The following is a 20,547-nucleotide window of genomic DNA, read 5'->3' as shown; positions in this document are numbered from 1 at the left end:
GGTGCGTTCAGCTGCCCTGGGCGAGTTTCAGCGTGCCGCGCAGGATCTGTACGGCGATGGCGTCCGGCGGCTGCCCGTCGGCGAAGGCGCGTGCTTTGATCATGGCGAGCGCGTCCTGCACCCGGCGGCCGGCCTGGACGGAGAGTATTCCGGCGGCCTGCTGGACACAGTCCCGGTGGTCGGCGTCCTCGTACAGCTCGGGGTCGGCGTCGGGACCGAGGAGCACCGTACGGGTCAGTGCGTCGGCGATCACCGTGAGCGTCTCGGCGGCGACCGGGCCGTCGCCGGGGTCGAAGGCCGCGAGCGCGCCGATACAGCTTCCTTCGGTACGCAGCGGAGCGGTGAGCACCTCGTGGATGCCCAGGGAGGTCAGCGCGGGACCGTACGCGGGCCAGCGGCTCTCGATGGCCCGGCCGGCCGCCGAGATCAGGCAGCCGCCCACCGAGGCGTCGTGCGCCGGCCCTTCGCCGAGCACGAATTCCAGGTCCTGCGCGGCCCGGGAAGGCTCGTCCGACGAGGCGACGGAGAGCTGGCCGTGGTCGGGGCCCGTCAGGGTGAGCGCCACGCTGGCCGTCCCGCACGCTTCCGCGACGCCGGTCATGAAGCGCGGGCGGCTGGTCTCGTCCCCGCCCCATGCGGACAGACGTTCGGCGTAGGCGTCCTGGATGCGGGCCGAGGACAGGTGGCACTCCGCCGACCGCCGGTAGGCGTTCGCGAGATGGAGATGGAGGCCTCCGTCGGCCGAGGCCGCCAAGATCTCCTGTTGTTCGGCGCACGCGACGGCGTGTTCGGCGCGCTGGCGTGCCCTGGCCGCACGGCGACGCGCAAGCTGTGCCTGGACGTCCCTGCGTTGGCCCCGAACCATGTTCTCAGCGTACGCCCATGGTGGCGCTCAGTCGCCGTTGTCGCCGCGGTCCGCTTCCAGCAGCAGGACGACTCCGCCGTTGTGCCGGTCGAACGGGGAACAGAGCACGTTGCAGGTGATGGGCCGTCCGATCCGGTTGACGGCCGAGACCCGCGAGGGCGCCGTCCGCTTGCCGGACTCCAGGCACTTCTCCACGGCCGGGAGCAGCGTCTCGGTGGGCAGGCCGAAGTCCAGCGCGAAGAACGGTTCGTCGATCACCTCGTCCGGGCGCAGCCCCCACATGTCCACCGCGCCGCGGTTCCAGCTCTTGACCCTCAGCTCCTTGTCGAGGACGACCACGCCCGCTGCGATGGAGGTGACGACCCCTTCGAGGAAGGCACGGGCCTCGTCCAGCTCCTCGGTGCGGGTACGCATCTCCTCGTTCATCGTCTCCAGTTCCTCGTTGCCCGACTGGAGTTCTTCGTTGGTGGTCTCCAGCTCTTCGTTGCCCGACTGGAGTTCCTCGTTGGTGGTCTCCAGTTCCTCGATGCTCGACTGGAGCTCTTCGTTGGTGGTCTCCAGCTCCTCGTTGGTGGACTGGAGTTCCTCGTACGCCGTCTCCAGGTCCTCGCGGACCCGCTTGTTCTCCGACTTGAGCTGGGTGGCGACGGTGACGTCGGTGAAGGTGATGTTGGTGGCGGCCAGCAGCCCGTTGGAGCCCGTCAGCGGCTGGATGAGGATGTCGAAGTACTGGATCTCCTCGCCGACCCGTCGCTCGGCGCCGTTGACCCGCAGGGTGCGGCGCTCGTGGGTGGCCTGCTCGATGAGGGAGCGCAGTTCGACGGGGCGGTAGGAGATCTCCAGGTCCTGGAAGGGCCGGCCGATGTCGTTGGAGCTCAGGCCGAACTGGGCCCGCGCCTGGCCGTTGATCAGCACCGCGGTGCCCTCGCCGTCGACCGCGATGGCCGGGGCGGGGTTGGCGTCCAGGATCAGGTCGCGTAGCTGCCGGCTGCGGGCCGCGTTGGTCAGCTTCTCGGTGCCCGCCCCGACCCGGATCTTCGCGGGTGCGGAGTGGTACGGCGGTCCGGCGTCCCCGGGGCGCCGCCGGAAGGCGCGCTGGCGCATGCTGAGCACTTCGAACCGCTCGGCGTCGTTGAGCAGCATCTCGGCCTTGCCGAGGAAGAGGAAGCCGCGCTCGCGCAGCGCGAAGTGGAACCGGTCGATGATCTGCCGTTGCGCCTCGACGTTGAAGTACATCAGGGCGTTGCGGCAGACCAGCAGGTCCAGCCGGGAGATCGGGGCGTCGCGGGTGATGTCGTGCCGCCCGAAGATGACCCGGCGGCGCAGGTCGGTGCGGAAGGTGAAGCGGGTCCCGTTCTGCTCGAAGTAGGTGTCGCGCAGCTCGGGGGAGAGCGGCTCCAGCGCCTTCGCCGTGTACAGACCGGAGCGGGCGTCGCGCAGGGCCTCCTCGTCCACGTCGGTGGCGTAGATCTTGACCCGGTTCAGGGCCTCCTCCACGCCCATCGCCTCGGCGAACATGATGGCGAGGGAGTACGCCTCCTCGCCGCTGGAGCAGCCCGCGCTCCAGACCCGGATCTCCTCGTCGGCGGCGGTGTCCGCGAGCAGCTCGGGCACCACCTCGCGCTGCAGGAACGTCCAGGCGTCCGGGTCGCGGAAGAAGGACGTCACATTGATCAGAATGGTGTTGAAGAGCGCGTTGAACTCCTCGGCGTTCGTCTCCAGGCGGTCGCGGTAGTCCGCGTAGGTCTCGGTCTCGACATCCGCCATCCGCTTGCGGATGCGCCGGCCCAGCGACGAACGCTTGTAGCCGGTGAAGTCGAATCCGCGGGCGTCCCTCAGGAAGCCGAGCAGCCGCTCCAGCTCCTCGTCGGTCTCGACATCCCGAACGTGACCCATCACTGCCTCTTGGCCTCGACAAGACCGCGGATCACCGCGGCGATCTCCTCCAGAGGCAGCACGAAGTCCACCGATCCCGTGCTCACCGCTGCCTCTGGCATTCCCTTGAACTCGGCGGTAAGGGGATCTTCCGCGATCACCGTGCCGCCGCGTGACCTGACGGCGTCCACCCCCATGGCGCCGTCGCTGCCGGTCCCGGTCAGCACACAGGCGATCGCCTGCGCCCCGTAGGCCCCGGCGACCGACTCGAAGAGCAGGTCGGCGGAGGGACGCAGGAAGTGGACCAGTTCGCTCCCGGAGAGCGTCAGCGTACCTCCGGGGCCCACCAGGAGGTGCCGGTCGGGGGGCGCGATGCAGACCGTGCCGGGCCGGGCCCGCTCGCCGTCCTCGGCCAGCTTGACCCGCAGCGCGGTACGCCGGCCGATCACCTCGGCGATGACGGTGCGGTGCCGGGGGTCGAGGTGCTGGACCACCAGGACCGGAACCGGCAGGTCCGGCCCGAGGCCGCCGAGGACCGTGGTCAGGGCCTTGATGCCGCCCGCGGACGACGCGAGGGCCACGACCTCGAAGCGGCCCGCTGCGCCGCGGTCTGTCGTCACGTTCCGAGCCTATCGAAAGCCGGGCGCGGCGGCGGGGGCGCGGAGCTGCCGACGTGCGGAAACAACCGCCCCCGGCCTGCCGGGCGCCGGCGGACGGCGCCCGGCAGGCCGGGGGCGGCGGTGCGTACCGGAGCGGCCGCGCGTCCCGGTCGGGACGCGCGGCCGCCGTGGCGCGGGGCGGGTCAGCCCTGCTTGGTCTCCCAGAAGATCTTGTCGATCTGGGCGATGTAGTCCAGGGCCTTCTGACCGGTCGCCGGGTCGTTGGAGCCCTTCGCGCCGCTCAGCGCCTTGAGGGTGTCGTTGACCAGCTGGTGCAGCTCCGGGTACTTCTCGAAGTGCGGCGGCTTGAAGTAGTCGCTCCACAGCACCGAGACGTGGTGCTTGGCCAGCTCCGCGCGCTGCTCCTTGATGAGGACGGCGCGGGTACGGAAGTCCGCGTCCTCGTTGGCCTGGTACTTCTCCTGGACGGCCTTGACCGATTCGGCCTCGATACGGGCCTGGGCCGGGTCGTACACGCCGCACGGCAGGTCGCAGTGGGCGCTGACCTTCACCTTGGGGGCGAACAGGCGGGAAAGCATGTTCAGTCCTTCCTCGTGATCGTCTTCTCAGGTGCGAGATTACTCGCCGGGGGAAGGCTTTTCTCGGGTGGCTCGGGGTCTTAGGGCAAAAGGCCGGTTCCGGGCCGGGTCTGATGGAGGATGGGACCGGTGACGGACGACCGGGCCGTGGTGGTCACCGGGCTGGGACCGGGAGGTGTGACGGGGATGCCGGAGCGGGTGGAAGAGCGCGGGCCGGAGCAGGGTGAGGAGCACGGGCGGGAGCGCGGCGGACTGCTGCGGGCCTTCGGCCTCGCCGAGGTCTACAACCCGTCGATGGTGCCGACGCTGCGGCCCGGCGACCAGTTGGTGGTGCAGTACGGGGCGGTGGTGCGGGCGGGTGACGTGGTCGTGCTGCGGCACCCGTTCCGGCAGGACCTGCTGATCGTCAAACGGGCCGTCGAGCGGCGCGACGGCGGCTGGTGGGTCCAGGGGGACAATCCGTTCGTGGAGAACGACAGCCGCGAGTTCGGGGTGGTGCCCGACGAGCTGGTGATCGCGCGCGCCTGGGTGCGGGTGCGGCCGCCGCGCGGTGTTCAGCGCTCGCTGTCGGGCGCGCTGTCCTGGGCGGTCTCCGCGGTGCGTCCGGTACGGGCCGACCGCTCGCTGTCCAGGCGCTTGCGGGCCCGGTAGGCCGCGACGTTGGCGCGGGTCGCGCAGCGGTCCGAGCAGTAGCGCCGGGAGCGGTTGGTCGAGGTGTCGAGGTAGGCGTTGCGGCACGGGCGTGCCTGGCAGATGCCGAGCCGGTCGACGCCCAGCTCGGTGAGCTGGAAGGCCAGGCCCATGGAGGCGGTGGCGGTGTAGCCGGCGGTGGCGTTGGCCGCGTGGTCGGCGATGTGCAGGTGCCACTTGGGGCGCCCGTCCTCGTCGCGGAACTCGTGCCCGGAGACCTGCGGGCTCACCGGGAACTCCATCATCAGCGCGTTGAGCAGGTCCACCGCCCGGACCTCGTCGCCCTCGTCCGCCGCCTCGAAGACGGCGCGCAGCCGGGCCCGTACGCCGCGCAGGCGGGTCACGTCGCTCTCGTTGGCCCGGCGGGCCATCTGCTGGGCGGGCCCGAACAGCTCGCGGACGGCCTCCACCGAGGTCAGGGTGTCGCCGCCGCGCTCGGGCTGCTCGGTGTTGACCAGGCGAACGGCATAGTCCGAGTAATAGGCCAGTTCCACTTGTAGTCCTTACGGGCGCGGTCTAGTGTTCGTAATAGGTGTTGTTGCTACGAGGGTATTACGGCCTGGAGGTAACGGTATGACCGAGACTGTCGTCGGTACTGACTGGCAGGGCTGGCAGGACAGTTGGGACCGCCAGCAGGAGTGGTACATGCCGGACCGCGAGGAGCGGTTCCGCGTGATGCTCGACATGGTCGAGGCGCTGGTGGGCACCGAGCCCCGGGTGCTGGACCTGGCCTGTGGCACGGGCAGTATCTCCGACCGGCTGCTCAAGCGCTTCCCCAAGGCCGTCAGCGTGGGCGTGGACCTCGACCCGGCCCTGCTGGCCATCGCCGGCGGACACTTCGCCGGCGACGACCGGGTGACGTTCGTCCGCGCGGACCTCAAGGACCCCCGGTGGACCGACGCCCTGCCCCACGACTCGTACGACGCCGTGCTCACCGCCACCGCCCTGCACTGGATGCACACCGGGCCGCTGCGCGGGCTGTACGGGCAGCTCGGCGGGCTCGTCAGGGAGGGCGGTGTCTTCATGAACGCCGACCACATGCCCGAAGGGGACACCCCGCGCATCGACGCCGCCGAGCGCGCCTTCCGGCACGCGCGCCAGGACGAGGCCAAGGCGGCGGGCGCCCTGGACTGGCGTGGCTGGTGGGACAAGGCCGCCGCCGACCCGGTGCTCGCCGGGCCGACCGCCGAGCACTTCGCGATCTACGGCGAGCACGCCGAGGGTGACACCCCTTCGGTGACGTGGCACTGCGAGGTGCTGCGCGAGTCCGGTTTCGGTGAGGCACGTGCGGTGTGGCGCTCGCCCTCGGACGCGCTGGTCCTCGGGCTGAAGTAGCGCGCGTACGGTTCGTCCGACGGCCGGGCGGTACGTACTGGGCGCCTGCCGCGCCCGTACGTACCGTCCGTCGTGTGTCGTACGGCCGTGCCCGCCGGGTCAGAGCACCTTCGACAGGAACGACTTGGTGCGCTCGTGCTGCGGCTTGCCCAGCACGTCGCGCGGGTGCCCGGACTCGACCACCACACCGTCGTCCATGAAGACCAGCGAGTCGCCGACCTCGCGCGCGAAGCCCATCTCGTGCGTGACGACGATCATCGTCATGCCGTCCGACGCCAGGTCCTTCATCACGTCCAGCACATCGCCCACCAGCTCCGGGTCGAGCGCCGAGGTCGGCTCGTCGAAGAGCATCAGCTTCGGCTCCATGGCCAGCGCGCGGGCGATCGCGACGCGCTGCTGCTGGCCGCCGGAGAGCTGCGACGGGTAGTTGCCGGCCTTGTCGGCCAGGCCGACCCGGTCCAGCAGCTTGCCCGCGCGCTCCCGGGCGGTCGCCTTGGACTCGCCCTTCACCTGGACCGGCGCCTCCATGATGTTCTCCAGCGCCGTCATGTGCGGGAAGAGGTTGAAGCGCTGGAAGACCATGCCGATGTCACGGCGGCGCGCGGCCACCTCGCGGTCGCGCAGCTCGTACAGCTTGCCGTTGGCCTCCCGGTAGCCGACCAGCTCGCCGTCGACCGACAGTCGGCCGGCGTTGATCTTCTCCAGGTGGTTGATGCAGCGCAGGAACGTCGACTTGCCGGAGCCGGACGGGCCGATCAGGCAGAACACCTCACGGGGCGCGACCTCCAGGTCGATGCCCTTGAGGATGTGGGCCGTGCCGAAGGACTTGTGGACGCCCTCGGCCTTGACCATGGGGGTGGGCTTGCTGGTCATGCGGCACCTCCGGCCGACGAACGGTTCGCGCCGCCGGACAGCCGGGCCCGCAGCCGCTGGACCGGCGTGGGCGGCAGTTGGCGGCTGGCGCCGCGGGCGTAGTAGCGCTCCAGGTAGTACTGGCCGACGCTGAGCACCGAAGTGGCGATCAGGTACCAGACCGCGGCGAGGATGAGCATCTCCACCACGGGGCCGGCGTCACGGCCCACGTTCTGCGCCGATTGCAGCAGGTCGTAGTACTGCACCGCGATGACCAGCGACGAGGTCTTGAGCATGTTGATGACCTCGTTGCCGGTCGGCGGCACGATCACCCGCATCGCCTGCGGCACGACGATCCGGCGCAGCGTCTTGCCGTGGCTCATGCCCAGCGCGTGCGCCGCCTCGGTCTGGCCCTCGTCGACGGCGAGCAGGCCGCCGCGGCAGATCTCCGCCATGTACGCGGCCTCGTTGAGACCGAGGCCCAGCAGCGCGCACAGGAACGGGGTCATGAAGTCCGACCACTCGTCCTTGTAGATCGGCATGATGTCGATGTACTGGAAGACCAGGCCCAGGTTGAACCAGAGGAACAACTGGACGTAGACCGGCGTACCGCGGAAGAACCAGACGTAGAACCACGCGACCGTCGAGGTCACCGGGTTCTTCGACTGCCGCATCACGGCCAGGACGACGCCGAGGACGATGCCGATGACCATCGACAGTACCGTGATCAGCAGGGTGTTGCGCAGACCCCGCAGGATGTCCGCGTTGAACATGTAGTCGGGTATCGCGCCCCAGTTGACCTTGCCGGCGGCGAAGGCCCGCACGAGCAGGACGAGCAGCGCGAGAACGACCAGCGCCGCCACCCAGCGCCCGTAGTGCCGGACGGGAATGGCCTTGATCGGCTCGGGAGCGGGCGGCGGGGCGTCCGCCGGCGGCTGGGCCGGCTTGTCGACGTCAACTGACACGGGTGTTGCCTTTCAGCGTTCGGCGGGAGGGACGGGCCGTGCGCGGCCGGGCGGGCACGCGGGCGGGCGGGGCTCGGGCAGGCGCTCAGCTGCCGCCGTTGAGCTTCACTTCCTTGACCGCGGCGTCCGTGACGTTCCACTTCTTGAGCACCTGCGCGTAGCTGCCCTTCTTGACGATGGCCTCCATGGCCGCCTTGAGGGCGTCGCGCAGCTTCGGGCTGTCCTTGGGCACCGCGATGCCGTACGGGGCGGCCTTGACCGGCGCGCCGCCGACCAACTGGAAGTCGTTGCCGCCACCGGAGGTCTTGACCGCGTACGCCGCGACCGGGTAGTCGCTGGAGACCGCGTCCACACCGCCGGTACGCAGCCGCGTCTGTGCCTCGGTGTCGTTGTCGAACGCCTCGATGGAGATCGCGTCCGTGCCGGACTCCTCGCACTTCTTCGTCTGGTCCTTGGCCAGGTCGTGCGAGACGGTGCCGCGCTGCACCGCGATCTTCTTGCCGCACAGCGCTTCCCAGCCGTCGATCCCCTGGGTCTTGCCCTTCTGCGTGTAGATCGAGACGCCGACGTCGAGGTAGTCGATGAAGTCGACACCGTCGCTGACCTTCTTGCCGGTGGTGCTGTCCACGCCCTGCTGGCGGTCCTTGGTGTCGGTCATCGCCGACATGGCGATGTCGTAGCGCTTGGACTTCATGCCGCCCATGAGGGTGTCGAAGGTGGCGTTGTTGAAGTTGAGCTTGACGCCCAACTCCTCGCCCAGCGCTTCGGCGAGGTCCGGGTCGATGCCGGTGACCTTGCCGTCGGTACGGAACTCCACCGGCTTGTAGGTGATGTCCGAACCGACCTGGATCATCGCCTTGTCCTGGATCTCCTTGGGCAGGAGCTTGAACAGCGGGGCGTCCGGGTTGCGGTTCTTGGCAGCCTCGCGCTTGGCGATCGCCGCGTCGGTCTGGTCACCGCAGGCGCTGAGCAGCAGCAGCGAGGCCGCGACCGCGGTCGCGGCGGCCACGGCTGAACGAGACCTGCCGGGGGCCGGGCGACGGGTGGGGCGTGCGGTCATGCTGATCCTCCTGCGGATGAGGGAGAAGCCGACTGAGCAGGGGCCGGGCACACACCTTCGGGCGTCGCGACCTCGTTCGGTGACGGAATCCTGCCATCCGGACACCGCTATCCGGACTGCCGTCCAGGTCAAAATCGGATAACGGACGGGGACGAAGCCGTACATCCCAGGTGTCCCTTGGGGAGAACGCGCCAAGTGACCGGCAGAGCGCCCGGCCGGACGGGCCCGCGTCTCGCAGTACGGACACCGCACGGGGAACTTCCGACGGTTCGCGCTGTTCACCCCTGATGCCGAGGTTGTGACCCCAGAGGTGACTCATGGGTAACGAATCCGACTCGTCGGGGCGCACGCCCGTCCGGTAGAAAGGTTCGTTACACCCCTCATCCGGGGCTCAGGGCGCGCGTGCGGCGCGCCCGGCGTCCGTACCTCCCCCCGCGGGACGGCCATCCGTCGCGCAGGGCACGGACGCGGTGCCCGCCCACCCCTTGACCAGGGAGTGGACACCCTCAACTGATTGACGAACAAAGGGGTTGAACCAGTGACAGCCAAGACCGCCCAGGCCCACGACGGCGGCAAGACGCCCGAGCACGCGGACACGGACGCCCAGGGCACGCCCGGCTCCGGACCGGACGGCGGGGAGCAGTGCCAGGACCCCGCCTTCCTCCTGCACCGCGGCGGCAAGATGGCGATCCAGGCGACTGTTCCGGTGCGCGACAGCGAGGACCTCTCCCTCGCCTACACACCCGGCGTCGCCAAGGTGTGCAGCGCCATCGCCGAAGAACCCGAGCTGGTGCACGACTACACCTGGAAGTCCCAGGTCGTGGCCGTCGTCACGGACGGCACCGCGGTGCTGGGCCTCGGTGACATCGGGGCCGAGGCATCGCTGCCCGTGATGGAGGGCAAGGCCATCCTCTTCAAGCAGTTCGGCGGCGTGGACGCGGTGCCGATCGCCCTGGCGACGACCGACGCCGACGAGATCGTCGACACCGTCGTGCGGATGGCGCCGTCCTTCGGCGGCGTCAACCTGGAGGACATCTCCGCGCCGCGCTGCTTCGAGATCGAGCGCAAGCTCCAGGAACGCCTGGACATCCCGGTCTTCCACGACGACCAGCACGGCACCGCCGTGGTCACGCTGGCCGCGCTGCGCAACGCCGCCCAGCTGACGAACCGTTCGCTCGGACAACTGCGCGCCGTCATCTCCGGCGCCGGCGCGGCCGGGTTCGCCATCGCCAAGATCCTCGTGGAGGCCGGTATCGGCGACGTCGCGGTGTGCGACCGCAAGGGCGTCGTCACCGCCGACCGCGACGAGCACCTCACCGACGTCAAGCGCGAGCTGGCCTCCTTCACCAACAAGGCCGGGCTGACCGGCTCCCTGGAGTCGGCCCTGGACGGTGCGGACGTCTTCATCGGCGTCTCCGGCGGCACGGTGCCGGAGGAGGCGGTCTCCAAGATGGCGAAGGACGCGCTGATCTTCGCGATGGCCAACCCGAACCCGGAGATCCACCCGGACGTCGCGCACAAGTACGCGGCCGTCGTCGCCACCGGCCGCAGCGACTACCCGAACCAGATCAACAACGTGCTGGCCTTCCCCGGCATCTTCGCCGGCGCCCTCCAGGTGCGCGCCAGCCGGATCACCGAGGGCATGAAGCTGGCCGCCGCCGAGGCGCTGGCCTCGGTGGTCGCCGACGACCTGAGCGCCGAGTGCGTCATCCCGTCGCCGTTCGACGAGCGGGTCGCCCCGGCGGTCACCTCGGCGGTCGCGGCCGCCGCCCGCGCGGAGGGCGTCGCGCGCCGCTGACATCGCGTCCGTGGGAAGGCCCCGCCTCCGGGTGGGGCCTTTTCGCTGCGCCGAACCTTGGGGAAGGCGGCTCCGGTAGCCATGACGTGCCTGTTCACGTGGGCCTTCGCGCTCCTCACGGTCATCGCCCCGGTGGCGGTGACCGCGCTGTACATCCACCTCTTCTGCGCGGGCACCTTCCGCCGCGCGACGCGGCCCTGGGCCGAGGCAGCGGCCTTCGCGGGGAGTTCACGGTACTGGCCTTCGCCTGGGGGCTGCGGGAGGCGTCCGCCTGGGACATGAGGGAGACCTGCGAACTGCTCGGGCATCCGTACGACCCTGACGTCCGTTCCGATGCCGCCCTCCAGCAGAAGCACGTCCTCCCGCTGTTCAGCAACAAGTGCGACGCCGCGTACGACCTGGTGCCGGGCTACGTCAACCCGCTGTTCCGGTCCTGCGTCGCGCTCACCGCCGTACTGACCTGCTGCGCGCCGGCCGCCGCGGTGCGCGGCCGCCGCCGGGACCGGGCGGCGCGGTGGCGGGAGTCCGCGCAAGGGGCCTGACGTCGGCGAGCGGGCCTGACGGCGGCCAGGGGACCCGACGGCGGTCGGCGGCGCGGCGCGTGTCACACCGCGGTCCGGTACCGCCCGGCCCCCGTGCGCCCTACGTTGGGATCATGTTTGCTGCCTACGCCGCCCGCATCGACCGCGACCAGCCGCTGAACGGCCTCGAACTGGGGGAGCGCCCGGCCCCCGGCGCACGCCCCGGCTGGACGACCGTCAACGTCAAGGCCGCCTCCCTCAACCACCACGACCTGTGGTCGCTGCGCGGCGTGGGCCTGGGTGAGGAGGCGCTGCCCATGATTCTCGGCTGTGACGCGGCCGGCACCGACGAGGACGGCAACGAGGTCGTGCTGCACTCGGTGATCGGCCAGAGCGGCCACGGCGTCGGCCCGGACGAGCCGCGCTCCATCCTCACCGAGCGCTACCAGGGCACCTTCGCCGAACAGGTCACCGTCCCCGCCTGGAACGTGCTGCCCAAGCCGAAGGAGCTGTCCTTCGCCGAGGCCGCGTGCCTGCCGACCGCCTGGCTGACCGCGTACCGGATGCTGTTCACCAACGCCGGGGTACGGCCCGGCGACAGCGTGCTCGTCCAGGGCGCGGGCGGCGGTGTGGCCACCGCGGCGATCGTGCTGGGCGCGGCGGCCGGGCTGCGGGTCTTCGCCACCAGCCGCAGCGAGGACAAGCGCAAGCGCGCCGTGGAACTGGGCGCCGAGGCCGCGCTGCCCAGCGGTGAGCGGCTGCCCGAGCGGGTGGACGCGGTGATCGAGACGGTCGGCGCCGCCACCTGGTCGCACTCGGTGAAGTCGCTCAAGCCCGGCGGCACGCTCGTCATCTCGGGCGCCACCAGCGGCTTCCACCCCGAGCGCACGGAGCTCAACCGCATCTTCTTCCTGGAGCTGAAGGTCGTCGGCTCGACCATGGGCAGCAAGGACGAACTGGCCTCGCTGCTGAACTTCTGCGCGGCCAAGGACGTCCGGCCCGTCATCGACACCACCCTGCCGCTGGACCGGGCGCGCGAGGGCTTCGCGAAGCTGGCCGAGGGCGAGATGTTCGGCAAGGTCGTCCTGACGGTCTGAGACCCCGACGGTCCGGGGCGCGGGAGCACGGGAGACACCGGGAGAGGCGGAGAGGTTGCGGGTGCTGCGCGCGGCCGGGCGTACGGCGACGGCCTGGAGCAACGGCGGCGGGGTGACGCGGGAGATCGCCGCCGCGCCGCCGGGCGCGGGCTGGGACACCTTCGACTGGCGGGTGAGCCTGGCCGAAGTGGGCCGTGACGGCCCGTACTCCGCGCTGCCCGGCGTGGACCGCGTCCTGACGGTGGCCGACGGCGCCGGACTGGAACTGACCGTCGACGGCACCCGCCACGTACTGCCCGGCCCGTACCGCCCGTTCGCCTTCCCCGGTGACGCCCCGACCGGCTGCCGCCTCCTGGACGGACCGGTCGTCAACTTCAACGTCATGCTGCGGCGCGGGCGTTCGGCGGCGACCGTGGAGATGGCCCGCGGGAACCACGTCGCCGAGCCGCGGCCGCGGGACGCCGGGGACGCGCCCGGGGAGCGGCGGACGCGGCTGGTGGTCGCGCTGTCCGGCCGTACGCGGCTGTCCGGCCCCGATCTCGGCCGCACCCTCACGCTGGAGCGGCACGACGCCGCCCTCATGCCCGCGGACGCGGGCGTATCGCTGCACGCCGACGGTGTCACGGCCGTCGTCACCCTCACCGTACGGACGGCGGCGCCCGGTGCCCGCACGGTCTGAACAGGCCGCCGGCCACCGGTTGGTCCCCACCGCCGGCCCGGTCCGCGCGGCCGCCGCTACGCGGTCCGACTCACCGGACCGGCGGCGGAACCGTCCTGGCCGGATGCGTCGCGGCGCCCGGCGGCCGGGGGAGTCCGCGCGGCGTCCGTGACCGGGATGCCGGTCGCGCCGGTGCGGCGCAGGGTGTGCCGCGCGTGGGTGGTGAAGGCGTCGGTGGCGGGGTGGGTGGCCGCCCGGGGGCGGGCCAGCAGGACCGTGACCGGGCCGGCGTCGGTGATCGGTACGTAACGGACACCCGGGTGCGGATGGCTGTGCACGGTGGCCTCGGCCGTCACCCCGGCCGCCGCCCCGGTCGCGATCATGGTCAGCCACTCGTCGACGTTGGCGACCTCGAAGGTGCTGCTCGGCCGCTGTCCGGCGGGCCACAGCGCGGCGCTGGTGGTGCACGCGGTGGCGCACAGGGCGATGGCGTGGTGCGTCAGGTCGGCCAGCGAGACCGCCGTCCGCCCGGCCAGCGGGTCGCTCTCGCACAGCGCGGCGATCCGGCGCTCGCGGTACAGCGCCACGGTGTCCAGCATCCCGTCGTCCGCCGGGACCGTCCGCAGGAAGGCGAGATCGACGGTGCCACGGCGCAGCGCCGCCTCCGCGTCGTCGAGCCGGTGCACCTCTACGGGCTCGCCGGGGTGTTCGTGCCGCCACTCGCGCAGCAGCGGCACGGTGTGCCGGCCGAGCGCGGCCCAGGCGAAGCCGACCCGCAGCGGGCGCGGCCCGGCGACCGCCTCGGCGAGCGCGTCGTCGAGCTGGGCGAGGATGCGGTGGGCGTGCTCGTGCAGCCGCCGTCCCGCCGGGGTGAGCCGCAGCCGGCGGGTGGTCCGCTCGACCAGTGAGGTGCCCAGGCGGCTCTCCAACTGCTCCAGGGTGCGCGAGAGGGCGGGCTGGCTGACGCGCAGCACCGCCGCCGCGCCGGTGATCGTGCCCTCGTCCCCGATGGCGGCCAGCGCCCGCAGATGCCGCAACTCCACGTTCACCGCACGTCTCCGTCCGCACCCCGGCCGGGCTGCCCGCCCGCGCCCCGTTCACCATTCATGACCCCCGAGCATAAATCCCGTACAGAAGGTATTTCCCTCCGCCGGACGGCCCGGCCTAGCGTCGGCGGCATGAGGATTCTGCTGATCGGCGCGACCGGACGACTGGGCGCCGCCGTACACGAGACGCTGGCCGGACGCGGCCACGAGATCATCACGGTCGGCCGCAGCGGCGGCGACCTGCGGCTGGACATCTCCGACCCGGCGCAGGTCACCGAGGCGTACGACCGGGCCGGCACCCTGGACGCGGTGGTGAGCGCGGCCGGCGACACCCCGTTCGAGCCCGTCGCCGGGATGGCCACGGAGGACTACGTGGCGGGCTTCCGCGGCAAGGTGCTCAGCCAGATCGAGCTGGTGCGCCAGGGCACCGCCCGTATCGCCCGACGGGGCTCCTTCACCCTGATCGCCGGGGTGCTCTCCCGCGACCCCGTCCCCACCGGCAGTGCGGCGGCGATGGCCAACGGCGCGGTGGAGGCGTTCGTGCGGGCCGCCGCGCTCGACATCGCCCCGCAGCGGGTGAACGCCGTGAGCCCGACCGTGGTCACCGAATCCCTCGCGGAGTACGGGGACTTCTTCCCCGGCGTCCAGCCGGTCGGCCTGGCGCAGGTGGCCGCGGCATACGTGCGGTCGGTCGAGGGCGGGCAGACCGGGCAGGTCTACGAGCCGGTGTGACGGCCGGGCGGCGGACCCGCGGGCGCGGGCGGGGGTGCTCAGCCCGTGTGCGTGCCCGCGTGGGCGCGGGTGGCCCCGGCGTCGCGCTCGCGGGCGAGCGCCTTCTCGCGCCCCTTGTCCAGTACGGCGAGCAGGGCGACGGTGATGACGATCGCCGCGCCCGAGGCCACGAAGTTCCAGGGTGCGTCAAGGTAGTTGACGGGCCGCATGGGGTGGCCGTGGTCGTCGCCGACGATCCGGTAGAGGATGGCCGCCGGGCCCTCCCAGAAGCCCGCGGTGAACACCAGGATGGACAGCAGTCGGTACCAGGCTTCATTCATGGTCGTCTCCCCGTTCCGTGCCGGTATTTCTCCGTTCGTGGATACGACCGTATCAAAGTTTCGCCCCGGGCGCCTTGACTATCCTTGTCGGACCTGATATTCGTCACGCTTTCCGTGGCGCGGTACGCTCTTCCTGTGCGTGACGAAAAGATGGCCGAGTGCCGGATCTGCGGTGCCGGGCTGCCCGAGGCGGTCCGCGGCCGCCCGCCCGCGTACTGTTCGCGGAGCTGCCAGGCGAAGGCGTACCGGCGGCGCAAGAAGGCGGCCCGTACGGCCGTGGAGGAGCCCTCCGAGCCCTCCGTGTCCTCTCCCGTAGAGGCGCCTCGGTCGCCCGTCGGCGGCGCGCGGGAGCGGCGGCGGCGCGAGGTCGCTGAAGCCGTCTGGCGGATCGCGGCGGCGCGCGGCCTGGAGTCGGCAAGTATGCGCGAGGTCGCGGCGGAGGCCGGGGTCTCGCTGCGGGTGGTGCAGTACTACTTCGGCAGTAAGCACCGGTTGCTGGTCGAGTCGCTGCGCCTGCTGCACGAAGAGAACGACCGCCGCGCCCGCGCGCGCATGGCGGACCTGTACGACGCCGGTGACCTGCGGGCCGTACTGCGCGCCGTTCTGGTCGAGTTCCTGCCGCTGGACGCGCAACGCGCGCTGGCGCTCCGCGTGTTCACCGCCTACTTCGTCCGCAGCCTGACCGACCCGGCGATGGCCGAGGTCTTCCTGCACGGCGAGCAGGTGGTGGAGTCCCTGGTCGCCACCCTGATCCGGGAGGCCGGCGGCGTGCGGCCCGGCGTCGATCCCGCGCGCGAGGCCGACCTGCTGGTGTCGGGCGTCTCCGGGCTGGGCCTCGACGTACTGCACGGACGCCGCACGATGGCCGAGGTCCAGCGCACCATCGACTATCACCTCGACCGGATCTTCGCCTGAGTCGGCCGGGGTGTCACCCGGGGGTCCGCCGGGTGGCGTAGCCGCGGTGGTGCCCGTATCGGGTCGTCTCGGGCCGGCAGATATCGGGAATCGACTCATCGCCATGGATGACGGCGGTGGGGTGTCGATGGCGGGTGCGTTCCCGGCGCGTGTCGTCGTCCGTCCACGGTGGCGGACCGCGGTCGATCGTCAACCACCGTTGACACGCGGTGTGTGTCAACCTACATTGACGGCATGAGCGAAGCAACGAAGCTCGCCGAGCGGGCGGGCGACCAGGACCCCCGGATCGGCCTGCGTGCGGTGGCCGCGCTCCGCCGGCTGTTGGAGCAGTTGGAAGCCGTACAGGTGCGCAGTGCCCGGGTGAAGGGCTGGTCGTGGCAGGACATCGCCGCCGAGCTGGGGGTCAGCAGGCAGGCGGTCCACAAGAAGTACGGGAGGCGTTGATGTTCGAACGGTTCACGGCGAGCGCCCGCGACGTGGTGCGCGGCGCGCCCGCCCACGCGGTCCGGCCGGGCCCAGGCACGGTCGGCGAGGGCGAACTGCTGCTCGCCCTGCTGGACGGCCGGGGCTCCCCCGGCGCCGAGGCGCTCGCCGCCCTGGGGGTGCGCGAGCGCCGGGCATCCGTGGAACGCTCGCTGGACGAGGCCCGACGGCGGGGCGGCCTGACGGCCGCCGACGCGGAGGCACTGGCCGGGCTCGGCATCGACGTGACGGAGATCGTCACCCGGGTGGAACGGGCGCACGGCGTCGGCGCGCTGGACTCCGCCTCCGCGCCGAGGGAGCGCCGCGGACGCTCGTTGCGCGGGCCGTTCCGCCCGGAGGCCAAGGCCGTACTGGAACGGTCGCTGCGCGTCGCGCTCGGCCGCGGCGACAAGCACATCGGCGACGAGCACCTGCTGCTCGCCATGGTGTCCGGCCCGGGCCTCGCCGCGTCCGTACTGGCCGAACACGGCGTCGAGCACGCCGATGTCGTACGGGCGCTGGGGGAGCGGGCCGCGGCGGGGTGAGCGGGCCCGCCGCGGTGGTGTGACGGGCGGGTGTGGGGCGGGCGTGGGGGGCGGGCGTGGAAAGGCCGCCGCCCGCTACGGGTACGCGACCTTCACCGCACCGATCCCCGACGTGCCGTGCCGCGGCAGCAGCCCGGCCTCGGAGACCGCGCCCAGCAGCGGGTTGAGAAGCTGGGCGAGCCGTTCCGCGCGGGACCGGCCCAGCGCCCGCCAGGGCGCGGCGGCCAGCCGGTCCGTCATGCGCTCGACGTCGTCCCGCCCCTCACGCGCCCGGTCCGTCGGCCGCCCGGCCGGGTCGATCCAGCCGCGCGCGGCGAGCCGGTCGTGCGCGGCGCTCCACTCCTGCGACGTCCAGCCGCGTCCCTTGAAGTTGGCCTTCGGCACGGCACCGATCGCGGCGAACGACACCAGCGCCTCGCACGGTTCGAGGTCGTAGGTCAGCAGGGCCGCCAGATGCCCGTCGCCGCGGTGCTCGCGCAGCACCGTGACGGCGTGCCAGAGCGCCAGGTGCGGGGCGTCCGGCCAGGGCAGGTCGCGGTTGGCGGCGGCCAGCGGGCGGGCGGCCGTCGAGGCGTTCTCGGCGGCCTGCCGGGCCAGCCGGGCCGCCTCGGCGAGCTGCGCGGCGGACATCCGGGCGGCTCTCGTCAGGCCGGTCATTATGCGGTCCACCGCCTGTAGCCGGGCGTCCAGGACCTTGCCGGGCGCCGCCGTCGACCAGATCGCCGGCACGTACCGGGCGATCATCCGCGGACTGAAGCTGTAGAACGTCGCGGCCACCAGCTCGGGACCCGCCGCGCCGAGCGGCGCCGTGCGCCAGGCGAAGTAGCTGGGCCAGCGGGAATCGGTGTCGTAACCGAGTGCCGCCGCCTCCTCGAACGCCTCGGGCGCGAAGTAGAGAATGGCGTGGACGGGCTCCAGTTGGCGCCACATCCGGCGGGCCACGGCAGGGTATTCCGACATCGCTTACCTCTTGGCCTTCAAGATCCGTTCAGACAAGGAGAGTTGAATGTAAGGGCGGACACGGCCACAGGTCTGCGATTTCCTCCGGCAGAACCCGTCGTCGGGCAAAAAGCCGTGCGAGGGTCTGAGTTCCCCGATTACGCGCGGTGAATCCAGACCCTCGCAGACAACTGTGCGTGACGGACGGGCGATCTGCCGGAGCGGTCAGTGCGGTGGTTCCTGCCCGGCCGCATATGCCTCCGGGTCACGCAGCAGTGCTCCGACGTGCGCAGCAGTCGACGCCAGACGGCGGCGTACGTCCGTGAGCTGCTCGGCGCTGACGCCGTGGTCGCGCGCCGCGTCCCGCAGGTCGTCCCGGAAGCGGTCCAGCAGCCGGTCGAAGTCCCGGGCCGGGTCGCCGGTTCCGGTCTCGGACGCCCACGCGGGCTCGGCGGGCGCCCGGCCGCCGCTCTCCGTGCGCGCCGCCCGCGAGCCGTCCGTCCCACCGGCTCCCGCCGCGGCGTCTTCCTTGGTGAGGCGGGCACCCGGCGCGTCCGACGGGCCCCGCCCGCCCGCGCCGCCGGGGCGGTCCGCGTCCGCCGGGCCGTCCCCGGCCGGCTCCGGTCCGGCGCCGAAGCGGCCCATCTCGCGCGAGACTTCCGACAGCGCCTCGCGCAGCGCCCCCGCCCAGTCCCCGGTACGTACGTGCTCCTGGGCCTGTTCCTGTACGCGCCTGATGGCCTGCTGCACCTCGTCCCGCACGAACGACTGCGCGTCCCTGGCCTGTTTGCGGGCCCGCTGCGCGTCCTGTTTCGCGCGCCGGCTCTCCTCCTTGGCCCGCCGCGCCTGTTCCTTCCACTCCTCCTTGGCGCGCCGGAACTCCTCCTTCGCCTGCCGCCAGCCCTCCTTGTCGCCGAAGCGGCCCTCGAAGTACTCGGCGGCGTCGGGGAAACCGTGCTCGGCACCGTCGCCCTCGGCGGCGCCCCGCCGGCCCTCGCGGGCCTGCTGCGCCGCCTCGCGCATCTCGCGGCGCAGGTTCCGCGCCGAGCCGCTCACGTCCTCCCGGATGTCGGAGGCCAGCGCCGCGACCGACTCGCGGATCTCCAGCTCCAGGTCGGCCAGTTCGCCGCCCCGGTCCGCCAGTTCGGCGCGGCCCGCCGCGGTGATCGCGTAGACCTTGCGGCCGCCCTCGGTGGTGTGGGTGACCAGACCCTCGGCCGCCAGCTTGGCCAGCCGCGGGTAGACCGTCCCGGCGGACGGCGCGTAGAGCCCCTGGAAGCGCTCCTCCAGGAGCCGGATGATCTCGTAACCGTGCCGCGGGGCCTCGTCCAGCAGCTTGAGGAGGTAGAGGCGGAGGCGGCCGTGGGCGAAGACGGGGGGCATGGCTTTCAGAGCACCTTCTTGTCGGCCTGACCGGCGCTGTCGCCGGGGGAGTCGTCAGGGGTCCCGGTCGGCGGGCGGCGCAGCAGGGCCAGGCCCCCGGAGACCGTGGTGACCTTCAGCGTGCCGTTGCCCGAGCCGAGCCGGCCGGTGATCCGCTTGGCTCCCCACCGGCCGCTGACCCGCAGGTCCTCGAAGGCGTTGGCGACCGTGCCGCTGGTGGTGTTCGCGTCGACCCGGATGTCGCCCGGCGCGGGCAGCCGGATGGCGACCTCACCGGAGACCGTGGTCAGCCGCACGTCCGCGCCCTCGGCCGACGGATCGAGGTCCAGGGCCATGTCACCGCTGACCGACTCGGCCCGTACGGAGCCGCCGGACCCTTCCAGGAGCGTCAGGTCGCCGGAGACGGAGTTGAAGCTGAGGTCCCCCGTGACGGCCTGCCCCTCGACCCCGCCCGACACGGTCTCGGCCCGCACGGGCCCGGTCAGGCCGACCAGGGTGCTGTCGCCGGTGACCCCGCGCAGCTCGGTACGCCCGGAGATCCCCGAGACCACCGCGCTCGCGCCCACCGTGCCGACCTCGACGCGGGTCGCGGCGGGCACGGTGACCGAGACGACCGCGGTGCGCTGCCAGGTCCCGCGGCCGATCATCTTCAGCAGGCCCTTCCAGGGCAGGTCCTCGTACGTGACGGTGAGCGTCCCCGCCTCCCGCCGGACGGTCAGCGGCGGCCCGGAGACCTCGCTGATCTCCACCCGCGCCGCGCCGCCGTCCGTGGTGCCGACGACATTGACGGTCCCGCCGACCACCCGCACCTCCAGTGCGGTGACGGCGCCCTCGATCTCCAGCGTGCGCGGCTCGGCGACCGACCACTCGGCCCGATCTGACATGTCCTGGCCTCCCTGGCATGACGGCGACGCAACATATCGCGTGTCTTCCGACACGATATATCGCGCTCGGGGGTGTGTCCAAGGGCAGGGCTCCGGGCGCCGGGCCACGTAGAAGTGCCCGGCCGGTACGGCGGGCAGATCGCCGGACGGCCGGGCACGGGCGGGCAGCGGGCAGTTCGCAGCCCGTAGGGTGCGGGGTCAGTCGTCGTCCTCGTCGTCCAGCCGCGCCAGCCAGGTGGCCAGCCGCTCGACGGGAACCTCGAAGTCGGGGTTGAGGTCGACGAAAGTACGGAGCTGTTCGGCGACCCAGCCGAGGGTGACCTCCTCCTCGCCGCGCCGGCTCTCCAGCTCCTCGATACCGCGATCCGTGAAATACACGTGCTCTCCACCAGGTTTTCGGGACGTTC

The 20,547-nt window shown here is 72.0% G+C and carries 23 protein-coding genes and 1 pseudogene; 10 read left to right on the top strand and 14 right to left on the bottom strand.

The genetic code is table 11. The features are described 5' to 3' along the window. Positions 1-7: 7 nt before the first annotated feature. The 4 genes from AB0A97_RS09215 to sodN all read right to left on the bottom strand — a co-directional run bounded on the left by AB0A97_RS09215 (position 8) and on the right by sodN (position 3,938). Positions 8-865 carry a GAF domain-containing protein gene (locus tag AB0A97_RS09215; RefSeq protein ID WP_361146700.1) on the bottom strand — a complete coding sequence of 286 codons (858 nt, stop codon included), beginning with the start codon at positions 863-865 and terminating at the stop codon, positions 8-10. Between the two features lie 27 nt (positions 866-892). Then, the gene (locus AB0A97_RS09210; RefSeq protein WP_361146697.1) at positions 893-2,761 is read right to left on the bottom strand and encodes a CheR family methyltransferase; all 1,869 of its coding nucleotides are present in this window, start codon (positions 2,759-2,761) and stop codon (positions 893-895) included. Then, entirely contained in the window at positions 2,761-3,360 is a 600-nt protein-coding gene (locus AB0A97_RS09205; RefSeq protein ID WP_361146694.1) for a chemotaxis protein CheB, read from the bottom strand. Before AB0A97_RS09205 ends, AB0A97_RS09210 begins: the two co-directional genes overlap by 1 nt. A gap of 182 nt (positions 3,361-3,542) precedes the next feature. Then, on the bottom strand, positions 3,543-3,938 hold the full coding sequence (gene sodN / locus AB0A97_RS09200; protein ID WP_361146692.1) for a superoxide dismutase, Ni: 396 nt from the start codon (positions 3,936-3,938) through the stop codon (positions 3,543-3,545). A gap of 186 nt (positions 3,939-4,124) precedes the next feature. Here sodN and sodX point away from each other — a divergent pair, with 186 nt between their 5' ends. Next, positions 4,125-4,589 (top strand): nickel-type superoxide dismutase maturation protease, encoded by a 465-nt coding sequence (sodX, locus tag AB0A97_RS09195; RefSeq protein ID WP_032926229.1) that lies wholly within the window; start codon positions 4,125-4,127, stop codon positions 4,587-4,589. On the opposite strand, the gene AB0A97_RS09190 is transcribed toward sodX, so the two are convergent. Further along, on the bottom strand, positions 4,493-5,122 hold the full coding sequence (locus tag AB0A97_RS09190) for a CGNR zinc finger domain-containing protein (RefSeq protein WP_361146689.1): 630 nt from the start codon (positions 5,120-5,122) through the stop codon (positions 4,493-4,495). The two genes, sodX and AB0A97_RS09190, sit on opposite strands and share 97 nt — an antisense overlap. Positions 5,123-5,201: 79 nt before the next feature. Here AB0A97_RS09190 and AB0A97_RS09185 point away from each other — a divergent pair, with 79 nt between their 5' ends. Continuing rightward, positions 5,202-5,963 carry a class I SAM-dependent methyltransferase gene (locus AB0A97_RS09185; protein ID WP_361146686.1) on the top strand — a complete coding sequence of 254 codons (762 nt, stop codon included), beginning with the start codon at positions 5,202-5,204 and terminating at the stop codon, positions 5,961-5,963. A gap of 99 nt (positions 5,964-6,062) precedes the next feature. Here the strand turns inward: AB0A97_RS09185 and AB0A97_RS09180 are convergent, their stop codons facing one another. From AB0A97_RS09180 to AB0A97_RS09170, 3 genes are all read right to left on the bottom strand, one after another. After that, complete coding sequence (locus AB0A97_RS09180; RefSeq protein ID WP_361146683.1) at positions 6,063-6,836, bottom strand: amino acid ABC transporter ATP-binding protein; 774 nt, start codon at positions 6,834-6,836, stop codon at positions 6,063-6,065. Further along, positions 6,833-7,780, bottom strand: coding sequence for an amino acid ABC transporter permease (locus AB0A97_RS09175; protein ID WP_361146680.1), 948 nt, complete (start codon positions 7,778-7,780; stop codon positions 6,833-6,835). The genes AB0A97_RS09180 and AB0A97_RS09175 overlap by 4 nt, the downstream gene beginning before the upstream one ends. Positions 7,781-7,865: 85 nt before the next feature. Then, entirely contained in the window at positions 7,866-8,840 is a 975-nt protein-coding gene (locus tag AB0A97_RS09170; RefSeq protein WP_361146678.1) for an ABC transporter substrate-binding protein, read from the bottom strand. Positions 8,841-9,489: 649 nt separating this feature from the next. Here AB0A97_RS09170 and AB0A97_RS09165 point away from each other — a divergent pair. The 4 genes and pseudogenes from AB0A97_RS09165 to AB0A97_RS09150 all read left to right on the top strand — a co-directional run. Beyond that, positions 9,490-10,638, top strand: a pseudogene (locus AB0A97_RS09165) (NADP-dependent malic enzyme); the annotation flags it as partial. Positions 10,639-10,916: 278 nt separating this feature from the next. Beyond that, positions 10,917-11,180 (top strand): hypothetical protein, encoded by a 264-nt coding sequence (locus AB0A97_RS09160; RefSeq protein WP_361146675.1) that lies wholly within the window; start codon positions 10,917-10,919, stop codon positions 11,178-11,180. Between the two features lie 113 nt (positions 11,181-11,293). After that, positions 11,294-12,256 (top strand): zinc-binding dehydrogenase, encoded by a 963-nt coding sequence (locus AB0A97_RS09155; protein WP_361146672.1) that lies wholly within the window; start codon positions 11,294-11,296, stop codon positions 12,254-12,256. A gap of 55 nt (positions 12,257-12,311) precedes the next feature. After that, entirely contained in the window at positions 12,312-12,935 is a 624-nt protein-coding gene (locus AB0A97_RS09150; RefSeq protein ID WP_361146669.1) for a HutD family protein, read from the top strand. A gap of 56 nt (positions 12,936-12,991) precedes the next feature. On the opposite strand, the gene AB0A97_RS09145 is transcribed toward AB0A97_RS09150, so the two are convergent. After that, positions 12,992-13,963, bottom strand: a complete 972-nt coding sequence (locus AB0A97_RS09145) for a LysR family transcriptional regulator (RefSeq protein ID WP_361146666.1) — start codon at positions 13,961-13,963, stop codon at positions 12,992-12,994. A 129-nt stretch (positions 13,964-14,092) separates the two neighbouring features. Here AB0A97_RS09145 and AB0A97_RS09140 point away from each other — a divergent pair, with 129 nt between their 5' ends. Next, the gene (locus AB0A97_RS09140) at positions 14,093-14,692 is read left to right on the top strand and encodes a short chain dehydrogenase (protein WP_361146663.1); all 600 of its coding nucleotides are present in this window, start codon (positions 14,093-14,095) and stop codon (positions 14,690-14,692) included. Between the two features lie 38 nt (positions 14,693-14,730). On the opposite strand, the gene AB0A97_RS09135 is transcribed toward AB0A97_RS09140, so the two are convergent. Continuing rightward, on the bottom strand, positions 14,731-15,012 hold the full coding sequence (locus AB0A97_RS09135) for a hypothetical protein (protein WP_361146660.1): 282 nt from the start codon (positions 15,010-15,012) through the stop codon (positions 14,731-14,733). Positions 15,013-15,147: 135 nt separating this feature from the next. On the opposite strand from AB0A97_RS09135, the gene AB0A97_RS09130 reads away from it, so the two are divergent. The 3 genes from AB0A97_RS09130 (at position 15,148) to AB0A97_RS09120 (ending at position 16,934) form a co-directional block, all read left to right on the top strand. Then, positions 15,148-15,927 (top strand): TetR/AcrR family transcriptional regulator, encoded by a 780-nt coding sequence (locus AB0A97_RS09130; protein WP_361146657.1) that lies wholly within the window; start codon positions 15,148-15,150, stop codon positions 15,925-15,927. Between the two features lie 234 nt (positions 15,928-16,161). Continuing rightward, positions 16,162-16,371 carry a helix-turn-helix domain-containing protein gene (locus AB0A97_RS09125; protein ID WP_031001233.1) on the top strand — a complete coding sequence of 70 codons (210 nt, stop codon included), beginning with the start codon at positions 16,162-16,164 and terminating at the stop codon, positions 16,369-16,371. After that, entirely contained in the window at positions 16,371-16,934 is a 564-nt protein-coding gene (locus tag AB0A97_RS09120) for a Clp protease N-terminal domain-containing protein (RefSeq protein WP_361146654.1), read from the top strand. The genes AB0A97_RS09125 and AB0A97_RS09120 overlap by 1 nt, the downstream gene beginning before the upstream one ends. 75 nt (positions 16,935-17,009) lie before the next feature. On the opposite strand, the gene AB0A97_RS09115 is transcribed toward AB0A97_RS09120, so the two are convergent. From AB0A97_RS09115 to AB0A97_RS09100, 4 genes are all read right to left on the bottom strand, one after another. Next, the gene (locus tag AB0A97_RS09115; RefSeq protein ID WP_361146651.1) at positions 17,010-17,894 is read right to left on the bottom strand and encodes a hypothetical protein; all 885 of its coding nucleotides are present in this window, start codon (positions 17,892-17,894) and stop codon (positions 17,010-17,012) included. A gap of 204 nt (positions 17,895-18,098) precedes the next feature. After that, entirely contained in the window at positions 18,099-19,256 is a 1,158-nt protein-coding gene (locus AB0A97_RS09110; protein WP_361146648.1) for a helix-turn-helix transcriptional regulator, read from the bottom strand. 5 nt (positions 19,257-19,261) lie between these two features. Further along, a complete protein-coding gene (locus tag AB0A97_RS09105; protein ID WP_361146645.1) occupies positions 19,262-20,140 on the bottom strand; it encodes a DUF4097 family beta strand repeat-containing protein in 879 nt (292 codons plus the stop codon). A gap of 198 nt (positions 20,141-20,338) precedes the next feature. Beyond that, positions 20,339-20,518: a DUF6104 family protein gene (locus AB0A97_RS09100; protein ID WP_030017204.1), complete on the bottom strand. Its 180-nt coding sequence runs from the start codon at positions 20,516-20,518 to the stop codon at positions 20,339-20,341. Between the last annotated feature and the right edge of the window lie 29 nt (positions 20,519-20,547).

This window comes from Streptomyces sp. NPDC045470, from assembly GCF_040646595.1.
Lineage (GTDB): Bacteria > Actinomycetota > Actinomycetes > Streptomycetales > Streptomycetaceae > Streptomyces.
This window is presented reverse-complemented; position numbering and strand designations above follow the sequence as displayed.